General features: G+C 63.5%; 4 protein-coding genes, 1 tRNA gene and 1 pseudogene. All 6 read left to right on the top strand.

Features of this window, described 5'->3' with window-relative positions:
- Window positions 1–59: 59 nt before the first annotated feature.
- Window positions 60–6,710, top strand: a pseudogene (locus ACTQYB_RS04520) (acyltransferase domain-containing protein); the annotation flags it as partial.
- A gap of 217 nt (window positions 6,711–6,927) precedes the next feature.
- Entirely contained in the window at window positions 6,928–8,517 is a 1,590-nt protein-coding gene (locus ACTQYB_RS04515) for a CPBP family intramembrane glutamic endopeptidase (RefSeq protein ID WP_441482020.1), read from the top strand.
- 50 nt (window positions 8,518–8,567) lie between these two features.
- Window positions 8,568–9,077: a holo-ACP synthase gene (locus ACTQYB_RS04510; RefSeq protein ID WP_441482054.1), complete on the top strand. Its 510-nt coding sequence runs from the start codon at window positions 8,568–8,570 to the stop codon at window positions 9,075–9,077.
- A 140-nt stretch (window positions 9,078–9,217) separates the two neighbouring features.
- Window positions 9,218–11,029 carry an amylosucrase gene (locus ACTQYB_RS04505; RefSeq protein WP_441482019.1) on the top strand — a complete coding sequence of 604 codons (1,812 nt, stop codon included), beginning with the start codon at window positions 9,218–9,220 and terminating at the stop codon, window positions 11,027–11,029.
- A gap of 158 nt (window positions 11,030–11,187) precedes the next feature.
- Window positions 11,188–11,261 (top strand) — tRNA-Gly (locus tag ACTQYB_RS04500).
- Window positions 11,262–12,044: 783 nt separating this feature from the next.
- Entirely contained in the window at window positions 12,045–12,737 is a 693-nt protein-coding gene (locus tag ACTQYB_RS04495; RefSeq protein ID WP_321046359.1) for a hypothetical protein, read from the top strand.
- Window positions 12,738–12,773: the final 36 nt, after the last annotated feature.

Here is a 12,773-nt window from a genome sequence, read left to right as displayed (position 1 = left end):
AACCGGCTGCGGACGCGCTCGGCACGCTCGCCGGAGCCACCGACGTGCAGGCCTATGTGCGCAGCTGTCCGAATATCTCCTGGATCGGCCATGTGACCAGCAATCCCGCGTACGGCACGGCTGCGGACGATACGAACTACCGCATCGAACAGGTCGGCACGGATGGCGACAAGACCCTGCTCGACCTTGACATTCACCTCGACACCTTCTGGGACAAGGATCCCGACGGCGGGCTCGGCAAGCATGCGGTGCGCGACATCGTGATTCCGCTCATCGTGGGCGGCGCGGATCGCGGCCGTCTGCCGGTCGTTGACCGCGATCGCCTGCCCGAGCACGTGTACGCGATGCTCGCCGCGGTCGCCGGCATTGGTAACACCGCAATCACCGGTGACAGGCTCGTCACGATGCCTGAAATCACGCCATCGGATGACACTGAGCGCTACCCCTTCGGCCTGGCACATGCGCAGTACACGCTGTCTGCGAATCTCGGCGTTGACCATGAGGCTGCGACCGCCGGAATCCTGCCGGAAGGCCTCAACGCCTCGCGTATCGCCCCCGACGCGCTGGTCGGACCGGCGTGGCCGGCGATTTACGCGGCACTCGGCTCGGTGAGCGTCGACGGCTATCCGGTTATCGAAGGCCTACTCAACGCAGTTCATCTCGACCATCTCATCGAACTGCAAGTGCCTGAACGCGAGCTGCTGCGCCATACCGGCGAGCAGGTCAGCCTGACCAGCTGGGCGGATCCGTACGCCGAATCCGCCTCCGGCCGCGTGGTTACCATCCATGTGACGCATACCGCCGCCGATGGCACGGTGCTTGTGCATGAGACCGAGCGCTTCGCGATCCGCGGCCGCGCCTACAGCGACGAGCTGCCTGTCGAAGCCCCCGATTACGGCGAATATCTCACTTATCGGGACAATCCGTCTCACAACCCGAACGAGGATGACGCCAAAGAACAGGCCGGCGAACTCACCGAGCCGACCCCGCGTCGTTTGCTGCGCCGCGTCACTGTCCGCGCCCCGCACGAGATGACTGCTTTCGCCCGTACTTCCGGCGATTTCAACCCGATTCACACTTCCGTGCGCGGCGCCGCAATCAGCGGCCTCGACGCCCCGCTCGTGCATGGCATGTGGCTGTCCGCCACCGCCCAGCATGTGGTGCAGGCGGCGGATGACAAGGGCATGCACTACGAAATCGCCGGCTGGACCTACAACATGTACGGCATGGTCCAACTGGACGACCAGGTGGAAATCACCGTCGAACGCGTCGGCCATATCCGCCATGGCGGCCTGCTGCTCGAAGTCACCTGCCGCATCGACGGCCAGCTCGTCTCGCGCGGCACCGCCGCAACCTGCCCGCCGGTGTCCGCCTTCGTCTACCCAGGCCAGGGCATCCAGAAGCAGGGCATGGTCCTGGACGAACGCGCGAAATCCCCGGCCGCCCGCAAGGTGTGGGAGCGTGCCGACGCCTTGACCCGCAGCAAGCTCGGATTCTCGATCCTCGCCGTCGTGCGTGACAACCCGAAGGAGCTCACCGCCAACGGCGTCACCTACCGGCACCCCGACGGGCTGCTCAATCTCACCCAGTTCACGCAGGTCGCGCTCGCCACGGTCGCGTTCGCCCAGACCGCACGTCTGCGCGAAGCCGGCTGCGACCTGTGGCCGTCCTACTTCGCCGGCCATTCGCTCGGCGAGTACAACGCGCTGAGCTCCTTCGCCGGTATCATCCCGCTGGAAACCGTGCTTGAGCTCGTGTTCCACCGCGGCTCCACCATGCACCATCTCATCGAACGCGACGAACAGGGGCGTTCCAACTACCGGATGGGCGCGCTGCGGCCGAACCAGTTCGGCGTCGGCGATGACGGCGTCGAAGAGTACGTCGAGAGCATCGCCAAGCAGTCCGGCGAGTTCCTGCAGATTGTCAACTACAACCTCGCCGGCCAGCAGTACGCGATTGCCGGTACGATTGCCGGACTCAAGGCTTTGAAGGCGGATGCGGCCCGCCGCGTGGCGGAATACGGTGGCAAACCGGCCTTCATGCTCGTGCCCGGCATCGACGTGCCGTTCCATTCAAGGCTGCTGCGCAAGGGCGTGCCCGAATTCCGCGACAAGCTGGACGCGCTGCTGCCGCAGTACATCGATTACCAGCGTCTGGTCGGCCGGTACATCCCGAACCTTGTGGCAGTGCCGTTCGAGATGACGCGTGATTTCGCGCGCAAGATTCTCGACGTCGTGCCGTCCGAACGCATCAAGGCTGCGCTCGACGACCCGAAGGTGTGGGATTCTTACGCAGCCGACGAGCAGAAGCTCGGCAGACTGCTGCTCACCGAGCTGCTGTCCTGGCAGTTCGCCAGCCCGGTGCGTTGGATTGAGACGCAGGACCTCATGTTCCGCGCTACTGCGCATGACGGGCTCGGCGTTGAGGAATACGTCGAGGTCGGTCTGGGCAACGCCCCGACGCTCGCGAACCTCGGCACGAAGACCCTGCGCCTGCCGCAGTACACCGGCCGCCATGTGACGGTGTACAACGTGGGGCGTGATGAGGGTCGCATCTACATGACCGACACTGATCCGCTCGTCGAAACCGACACCGAGGAGGACAGCGCCGCTCCGGTGACCGCCCCGGCTGCTGCTCCGGCTGCTCCGGCAGCGCAAGCCGCCGCGCCTGCCGCGCCTGCCGCTATTGCGCCCGCCCCGGCTCCTGCGGCCCCTGCCGCCGCATCCGGCGAACGCCCAGCTGATCTGCCATTCCATGCCTCCGACGCAATCGCCGCGCTGCTCGCCTACGCGGGCAAGATCCGCCCCGATCAGATCGGCGACAACGACACGACGGACACGCTGACCAACGGCGTCTCCTCGCGCCGCAACCAGCTGCTTATGGATATCAGCTCCGAGCTGGGCGTGGCCAGCGTCGATGGCGCCGCCGAAGCGCCGGTCTCCGCGCTGAGCAAGCTGGTTGACAACGTCGCCCCGAATTACAAGCCGTTCGGCCAAGTGCTTGCAGATATCGTGCGCGATCGCATCCGTCACCTGTTCGGTGCGGCCGGCATCAAGCAGGCGCAGGTCGAGCAGCGGGTGACCGACACGTGGCAGCTCGGTGAAGGCTGGGCGTCCCATGTGCTCGTCGCGCTTGTGCTCGGCACGCGTGATGGGGCGTCCTCGCGTGGCGGGGATCTGGCGACGCTCGGCACCGAGACCGCCCAGAGCCAAGCCGCCGCCAATGCCCTGATCGATGCAGCCGTCCAACAAGTGGCCGCCAGCCGCAGCATCACAGTCGCACTGCCCTCCGCTTCCGGTTCCGCTTCAGGCGCAGTGGTTGATTCCGCCGCGCTTGACGCCTTCGCGCAGCAGGTCACCGGGTCTACCGGCGTACTCGCATCCACCGCCCGCTATGTGCTCGACCGGCTCGGGCTGAACGCTCCTGCGGCACAGCCTGAAGCCGACGATGATGTGGCAGTCGTCCAGACTGTCGCTGCGGAACTCGGCGTTGATTGGCCCAAGCAGGTCGAACCGCGCTTCGACGCCCGCAAGGCCATCGAATTCGATGACCGCTGGGCCAGCGCGCGTGAGGATCTCGCACGCCTGTATTACAACGATGACCGTTCGGTCGCCGGACTGGACTTCACCGGCGCCGGTGATGCGGTATGCAAGCAGGCCAAGTGGTTCGCAGCCAAGGCTGAACGCGAGGACAACCGCGATCTCGCCGCGATATACGACACCATCGCCACCCAGGCGCTTGCTGATCCGAAGGCCGATCCGGCGGCATCCCGCTTTGCCGGCGATATCGCCGTCGTCACCGGTGTCGCCCCGCGCTCCATCGCCGCCCAGGTTGTGTGCGGTCTGCTGGCCGGGGGTGCGACTGTCGTCGCCACCTCGCACAGCTTCAAGCCGTCCGTCAAGCAGTGGGCGAAGCAGGCTTACCGTACGCATGCCGCCGCTGGAGCCCGTCTGTGGCTTGTCCCTGCGAACCTGTCCAGCTACCGTGATGTCGATGCGTTGGTTGACTGGGTCGGCCACGAGCAGAAGAAGACCTCTGGAGCCACGACCACGGTGATCAAACCCGCGTACGAGCCCACGTTGTTCTTCCCGTTCGCCGCTCCGCCGGTTCACGGCACCATGGCAGACTCCGGTGAACTGTTCGAGTCGCAGGCGCGCCTCATGCTGTGGGGCGTGGAACGCGCGATCACCGGATTCGCGGCCATCGGCTCGGACACCGACGTGCAGCACCGGCTCCACGTGATTCTGCCCGGTTCCCCGAACCGCGGTATTTTCGGCGGCGACGGCGCTTACGGCGAAGTCAAGAGCGCTTTCGATGCGATCGTCAACCGTGCACACGCCGAACGCGTATGGTCCGGCCGTGTCACCTTCGCCCATCCGAAGATTGGCTGGGTGCGGGGAACCGGCCTGATGGGCGGCAACGACCCGCTCGTCGAGGTGGTCGAACGCCACGGGCTGAAGACCTACTCGACCGCGCAGATCGCCGTCAAGCTGCTCGACCTGTCCACGAAGGAAGCCCGTGAACAAGCCAAGAAGGCGCCGCTCGACGTGGGTCTGACCGGTGGCCTGGGCAGTGAGCCCATCGATATCAGCGCTTTGCGCCATGAGGCCATGGAAGACGCAACACGCGCCGAATCGCAAGCCTCCGACAACGGCCGGAACACGGCAGCCGCCCCTGCGGCCACCATCAAGGCCCTTCCGACGCCGCGCGTGCCCCGCCAGCCCGACATTGATTTGAAGGATTGGACCAACGTCACCGTGCGCCCTGAAGATGAGATCGTGATCGTCTCCGTCGGTGAACTCGGCCCGTGGGGCTCCGGACGTACCCGCGCCCAGGCGGAGCTCGGCATCCACGCCGACGGCAGTGTCGACCTGTCCGCAGGCGCTGTGCTCGAGCTCGCGTGGAATATGGGCCTGCTCACGTGGCAGGATAGCCCGAAAGCCGGCTGGTATGACACTGACGGCAACCTGGTCCCCGAGGAAGATATCGCTGAACGGTATCATGACGAGGTCGTGGCGCGAAGCGGCATCAGGCCCTTCGAGGACGGCATGGGCTCCAACTATCTGCGTGACGGCGAAACCGGCGGCAACGACGAGGAGGAGGCTGAGATCTTCCTCGACCACGACGTCGAATTCTCCGTGCCCACCGAGGACATGGCCCGTGAATACGTCAAGCTTGACGAAGCACACACCAGCATCCGCGAGGATACCGAAGCCGGAGAATGGGTGGTCACCCGCCATGCCGGCTCGATGATCCGTGTGCCTCGCCGCGCAGCGATGACCCGCACGGTCGGCGGCCAGTTCCCGAAGGGCTTCGACCCGCTCAAGTGGGGCATCCCCGCTTCGATGGTCGGCGCTGTCGACCCGATCGCCCTGTGGAACATCGTCACCACGGTGGACGCCTACCTGTCCGCGGGCTTCACCCCGACGGAGATCTTGCAGGCCGTGCACCCCTCCATGGTCGCGGACACACAAGGTACCGGCTTCGGCGGCATGCAATCGATGCGCAAGCTGTACCTTGACCGCTTCCTCAACCATGAGATCCCGACCGACATCCTCCAAGAGGCGCTGCCCAACGTGGTCGCCGCCCATGTGATGCAGTCGTATATCGGCGGATACGGCAATATCATCCAGCCGGTCTCCGCCTGCGCGACCGCCGCGGTCTCCGTCGAAGAGGGCGCTGACAAGATTGCCCTCGGCAAGGCCGATTTCGTGGTCGCCGGCGCAATCGACGACATCGGCGTCGAATCCGTCATCGGTTTCGGCAACATGAACGCCACCGCCAACGCCCAGGAAATGTACGCCAAAGGCATCGACGCACGCTTCTTCTCCCGCGCGAACGACCGTCGTCGCGGCGGCTTCGTCGAATCGCAGGGCGGCGGCACGATTCTGCTGACGCGCGGCGATATCGCGTTGAAGCTCGGCCTGCCGGTCGCGGGCGTCGTCGGATTCATCCACTCCTATGCGGATGGCGCGCACGCCTCAATCCCGGCTCCGGGTCTTGGTGCGCTCGCCGCCGGCATGGGTGGCCGCGATTCCAAGCTCGTGCATGATTTGGCGCGGCTCGGTGTCACTCCGGACGATATCGCCGTGGTCTCCAAGCACGACACGTCCACGAACGCGAACGACCCGAACGAGTCCGAGCTGCACAACACGCTCGCGCACGCCATCGGCCGCACCGAAGGCAACCCGCTGCTCGTCATCTCCCAGAAGAGCCTGACGGGCCACGCGAAGGGCGGCGCCTGCGTGTTCCAGATCAACGGCCTGACCCAGCTGTTCCGCACGGGCATCGTCCCGGCGAACGCTGCGCTCGACTGCGTCGATCCGAAGCTCAAGCGTGACGATTTCATGGTCTGGCCGACCAGCCCGATCAAGGTCGGTCCGGTCAAGGCGGGATTGGCGACATCCCTTGGCTTCGGCCATGTCGGCGGTTTCGTGGCGATCGTGAGCCCCGGCGCCTTCGAGGCTGCGGTCGCGCACACCGCGGGCGATGAGACGCTCCAAGCGTGGCGCAAGCGCGCGAACAGCCGTCTGGCCGCCGGCCACCGTCGTCTGGAAGAAGGCATGATGGGCCATGCCGCGCTCTACGAGCCCATCGACGAGCGTCACTTCCACAAGGACGGCCACGGCTATGACGCGCATGAAGTCGAGAAGGCCATGCTGCTCGATTCGAACGCCCGTTTGGGGGCCGACGGATACTATGAGGTCTGACCTACGCATGAGGCCGGATTGTCCTGACAGTCCGGCCTGCCCGGCGCGTTGATTCCTGCTGCGTCCGCCGACACTGGGCGATTCCTCAGAGTCGGCGGACGCAGCGCGCGTTTTATCCCCATGAAACGGTCAGCAGCGACTGCGATGATGACAACACGACGATGACGACAGCGCACGGCAGCCTCGCATGTGCGGGGTGAAGCAGGAAAGGGAGCATATGAGCGACCAGAGCGATGATGCAGACAAGACTTGCATGAATCGGCCGGAACATGTCGCGCCGACCGGCCAGCAGCCGCCGATGATGCAGCCGCAGCAGACCGCGCGGCAGGAATATCGGCCGGGGTATCAACAATCCGAATATCCACAAGAGGAATATCAGCCGGGGAGCCAGGCGGAAAACCAGCCGGCGTATCAACCGGGGTATGCCACGCCGCAGTCTTCATATCAGCCCGCTGGACAGCCGACCGATAATCAAGCTGAGCAGTACTGGGCGTATCAGCAGTCTCAGCAGTCTCAGCCGTACCCGCAGTATCAGCAGGTTCCGCCAGCACAGGCCAGTGCGCAGCCTCAGCCATATCCGCAATTCCCGCAGCCGGCGGCTCCAGCGGCGCCATACCCGAATCCCGCGTATCCGATCCAGATGCAGATGCCGCCCTACCCGTACCAGCCGTACCAGTATCAGGCGGTCCCGCCCCAGCCATATCAGCCATACCCTTATCCGCCGCAAGCCGTGCCGCCCTACCAGCAGGTCCCGCCATACCCCTACCCGCCGCAGCCGATGCCACAGGCCCAACAGCCTGCATGGATTCCTCGACGCTTCCTCACCTACGCCCAGCAGGTGCGTCGTGCGGTCGGCCGCGAGGCGCGGCTTGTGCTGTTCTATTGCGTCGTGATGACGGCGGTCGCGCTGGTCGCCCAAATGACCATCGCCACGGTGATGATCCTTCAGGGCACCCCCGAATCGGAGGTGTTCAGTGACGCATTCAGTAATCGGATATCCGGCGCCGTCAGTCTGATCGCCCTCGTCGGATGCGCGATCTACCTGGCCCTCATGCGTTCGCACGACCCGTTATGGCACGGCTTGCCGCACGAGCTGCGTCTGGAACTGACCGGCAGCGGCGAACGCGCGCACCGCAAGATGACGCCTGTCGTCTTTCTGCTTGCCATCATGCTGATTCTCGGCGCTTCCGACGTGTATTCGTTCATTCTCGAACCGGCACTTGACTGGTTGTCCGGCCTGTTCGGCTTCCAGCCCAGCACGGCGATGGACAGCATCGACGCCTCGATGGGCACGCTCGCCATGGTCCTGTACGCCGGATTCTTCGGCCCGATCATGGAGGAGCTGCTGTTCCGTGGTCTGGTGATGCCCGCGCTCGCCAAGTACGGCAAGGTGTTTTCGATTGTCACCAGCGCGGTCCTGTTCGGTTTCTTCCACACGGATCTGCTGCAAGGCGCCTACGCGATTCTCGTCGGGCTGGTTTTGGGCTATATCGCCGCCGAATACGGGCTGGTGTGGTCGATCGCACTGCATATCACGAATAATTTCGTCTTCTCCGACCTGTTCTCCCGCTTGCTGACCGTGATGCCGGAAAACGCGCAGAACATCGTCGGCTATGGGCTCTACATCGCGGTCGGCGTGGGTTCCCTGCTGTACCTTGTCTTGCGGTTCAGGGATATCCGCGGGTACATGAAGGCCAACCGCAGCCCGCAGGGTACGGTTGCGGCGTGCTGGAGTTCGCCGTGGTTCCTGGTGTTCCTCGGGTTGTCGCTCCTCTTCGCGTTCGTGACCGGATTTACTGCGGTGTGATGATGCGCGATTCGGACGAAACGGCGGTATCGAAGGCGGCGATGACGGCGATGGATGGGCAGGAACCCGGGGACCGTATTGTCGGCCTCGGCCATGATGTCGTGGCACTGGACGTTTTCGCCGAACAGCTCGCGGAACCCGACGGGGGCATGCGCCGGCTGTTCTCGCCGCGCGAACTGCGGCAGAGCGCCTTGCGCGGCCGACTTAAGGCGGATGGCGACGCTGTGCATCTCGCCGCACGCTGGGCCGGCAAGGAAGCGGTAATCAAGGCGTGGTGCGAGGCGCTGGGAGAGACCTGCCCGCTTCCATACACCGTGGACAACGTCCCGTGGGCGCGGATCGAGATTCTTGATGATGCCCGTGGGGTGCCGCATGTGGTGCTTGCCGACGATGACGCACGGGCACTGTCCGAGGCCTTGCGCGGTGTCCAACGTGACGTGCCCGCAGCGTCGGATGCCGGCGCACAACCGTGGGAGGGTGCGCGCTGGCGTTGGCATATCTCCCTGAGCCATGACGGCCCGGTCGCCTCGGCGGTCGCGATATTGGTCGTTCGCAGATAGCACCGTTCCAGCGGCGTGGAATCAGTGGAATATCGCCGCATCCGGAGTGTCGCGTTGCCCGGCTCGAACCGGTTCGATATACTGAAAGCCACCTGGACCCGAACGAACCGGTCCCGGGATGAGAGACATAGGAGTTTCAGATGGCTGCCAAGCATATCGATACCGTATTCGCCGAGCGCCTCGCGCCGCGTCGCGCCGAACTCGAAGAGTTGTTCCATTCGTTGTACGGCGATTCGCCGGAACTCGCGCATTTTGAACGTGTTATGGCCAAAGCGCACGCCGACCGGCCCACCGACCTCAAGCGTCTCGACGTCGCCCGCGAGCAGGACCCGCAGTGGTACCGCCGCGGCGACATGTTCGGCATGACCATGTACACCGACCTGTTCGCCGGCAAATTGACCGACCTCGCCAAACATATCGACTATCTCAAAGAGCAGCATCTGACCTATCTGCACCTCATGCCGCTGCTAACCATGCCGCATCCGGACAACGACGGCGGCTACGCCATCGAGGATTTCGACACCGTCGACCCGTCCATCGGCACCAATCAGGACCTCGCCGACCTCACTGCGAAACTGCGTAAGGCCGGCATCAGCCTGTGCCTTGATTTCGTCATGAACCACACTGCGTCCACCCATCGCTGGGCGAAAGCCGCGCAAGCGGGCGACCCCGAATATCAGGACTACTACTTCTGCTATGACGACCGCACCATCCCCGACCAGTATGATGCCGTCGTCCCACAGGTCTTCCCGACCGCCGCGCCCGGCAACTTCACATGGAACGAGCGGATGAACAAATGGGTCATGACCCAGTTCTACCCGTTCCAATGGGACCTCAACTACCGCAACCCCAAGGTCTTCGTCGCCATGATGTCCAGCCTGCTGCATTTGGCCAATCTTGGCGTCGAAGTCTTCCGCATCGACGCGGTGCCGTACATCTGGAAGCAGCTCGGCACCAACTGCCGCAACCTGCCGCAGGTCCACACCATCGTGCGCATGATGCGCATCATGTCCGAAATCGTCTGCCCAGCCGTCGTGTTCAAAGGCGAGGTCGTCATGGCCCCCAAGGAGCTCGCCGCCTACTTCGGTACTCCCGAAAAGCCCGAATGCCACATGCTGTACAACGTGTCCGTCATGGTCAACTTGTGGAGCGCGCTCGCCAACGGCGATACCCGGCTGCTGAAAACCCAGATCGACAAGCTCGACGCGCTGCCCGACAACTGCTGGTTCGTCAACTATCTGCGCTGCCATGACGACATCGGCTGGGGCCTGGACGAGGATGTCGAACGCCAGCTGGGCATCGACCCGCTCAAGCATAAGGAATTCCTGTACCACTTCTATGAGGGCATGGTGCCAGGCAGCTGGTCGATGGGTGAGCTGTACAACTATGATCCGGCGTCCGGCGACGCGCGTAGCTGCGGCATCACGGCGAGCCTGTGCGGCATCGAACGGGCGATCATCACGCATGACCGGCCGCTGTACGAGCGCTCAATCCAGCGTGACCTGCTGATGCATCACGCGATGGGCTTCCTTCGCGGGTTCCCGATGCTCAACTGTGGCGACGAAATCGGTCAGCTCAACGGCTGGGATTATAAGGAAGACCCGGACCGTGTCGCCGACAGCCGCAATCTGCACCGCAGCAAGTTCAACTGGAAGAACGCCGCGAAGCGCGATGTCCCCGGAACCTTGCCGAACCGGCTGTGGGAAGGCATGGCGGATGTGCGCGCAATGCGCTCGGACCCCTGCTTCGCCCCCGACGCTTGGGTGACGACGTGGGACGCGCATGATGACGGTGTTCTCGCGATGGTCCGGCAGGCGGGTGGACGCACGCTGCTTGGCGTGTTCAATTTCGCGAACCGCGGTGCGACAGCCACACTCGACAGCATCGAGGGTGTGAGCCTGCCGCGCACGGTGGCGCTCAAGCCGTACGAGTGGAAAATCGAGGCATGCTGACGCGGTTTGTTGCTGCGGCCGATGCGATCGCCAATCCGTCTGTTGTGTGAGTTGATTCTCGCACGACAGCGGTGGAAGATCTGCGGCGCGCGGCGCGTCGTCGCGGTTTCGTGTATAATGACACGAGTTGCGCCGTATGCTTGCAGATGGTGCGATGCGCGGATGTAGCTCAATGGTAGAGCCTCAGTCTTCCAAACTGATTACGCGGGTTCGATTCCCGTCATCCGCTCCACAAGCCCCGGAATCCCGGGGCTTTTCCATTCCCGCGCAGCCGCCCTCCCTCCCCAAACTGGTTACGCTGGGAGCGCTGTTGGCATCGCCAGTGTTTGTGTGACTTCGCGGTCCGGTATGCCGGCACCGGCCTTGGCACAGTCTGAGAAGGCGAGTCTCAATATCTCGCGTTTGGATGCCGATTTGGCGAGTTGTTCAGGAAAAAGTCGGAAAAACTCGCACCTGACACCTGATTTCGTGAGAAATTGAGATTTTACAAGGTGATCGAAGTGGCGGCCAATCTTGAGAATCCAGCAATATCAACGGTTTCGAGGTGCCGGCAGTCTCGTGTGCCACGCGGGAAATCTGAAAAAATCGGCAAACAGCACGGTTGACGAGAGATGTTGAGACTTTTCTCTCAATATCTCGCCGGCACACGCTGATTCGCGCAGATTTGAGATTTTGTCTGTCCTGATTGCCTGACGATAAGGGAGATGTATGTGACGATGTCCTGCCCCGATTCGTGCGCATCCATCCGGCATGCGGCATACTAGAGTGGATAGCGAAACAACGCGTGTGGCCATCGCGCCGCATGTCCGGACAAGTGAGGCAATGCATGGCGGAGACGAGCCCACACAACAGCACAAACGCGGGCGGGGCGAACACTGACGTGATCGATATGGATGCGACCAAGGCGTCGGACCGCGTCATTGACCTCTCCGATGCGGGCGATGCGGGAAAAGCGGCCGTCCCCTCTACGATCGGTGACGCAGACGATGCCGCCACCCCCTCCTCAGCGCAAGCCATCACCGCCGATTCCAGCACCGCTCCGGACGAATCGAATACCGCGACCGAAATCGTGCGGGGGAAGGTCGAACACGTGGATGTGTCCAAACATCCCGAACCCACCATCCCAGACAGCGATTTGTCGTTGGCAGATATCGAACGCAGCAAGTCACATCCGGTGCAATGGGCGGTGTTCGCAATATTGCTGCTCTTGGCCATCATCGTGCCGTATGGCATCGGCCGTGATATCGCCGTGCGCAATACCTCCGATTTGGTCGCCGCGGTCAGCAAGCTGTCTGTGCAAGGGGTCATGTTCATCTCTTGGCTGGTCACGGTGCTCGCGTTCACGGGTCTCGGCATGTTGATTGTCGATTCGCGTCGTTGGCTGTGGCGAGTGGTGTTCGTGCTTGGGGTCATCGCCGAGCAGTTCATCGCGGGCATGTGCCTGTTGCGATTCAATTTCTGGTATTCGACGTATGTCGTGTATGGTTCGGACGCACCGCTGGCGAACGCCGCAAACCTCGGAATCATGGCGGCGGGCGCCGCGGTGGCGGTCTACGCGCTGGTGTTCGTCGGGCTGCTGGTCGCGATCCGAAAGGATTCCCCGCTCAACGCGCTCACGCACAGCTGGGCTTCACTCACCATGTTCTTTGTGATTGAGGTGGCCGCGTTGTGCATCGTGATGTTCGGCGGCCTGCTCGAGGCGGTTTGAGGCGGTTTGACCGTCGGCTTGTCCTTGACAATGCCA

It is taken from the genome of Bifidobacterium sp. LCP19S3_E9 (assembly GCF_052121135.1).
Classification (GTDB): Bacteria; Actinomycetota; Actinomycetes; order Actinomycetales; family Bifidobacteriaceae; genus Bifidobacterium; species Bifidobacterium thermacidophilum.
Note: the sequence above shows the minus strand (reverse complement) of the source record. Positions and strands in the feature narration are given on the sequence as shown.

What these genes read in the sequence shown, in the direction of transcription:
- ACTQYB_RS04505 (WP_441482019.1), top strand. Translation starts at nt 9,218, where the DNA reads ATGGCTGCCAAGCATATCGATACCGTATTCGCCGAGCGCCTCGCGCCG.
- ACTQYB_RS04515 (WP_441482020.1), top strand. Translation starts at nt 6,928, where the DNA reads ATGAGCGACCAGAGCGATGATGCAGACAAGACTTGCATGAATCGGCCG.
- ACTQYB_RS04510 (WP_441482054.1), top strand. Translation starts at nt 8,568, where the DNA reads ATGGATGGGCAGGAACCCGGGGACCGTATTGTCGGCCTCGGCCATGAT.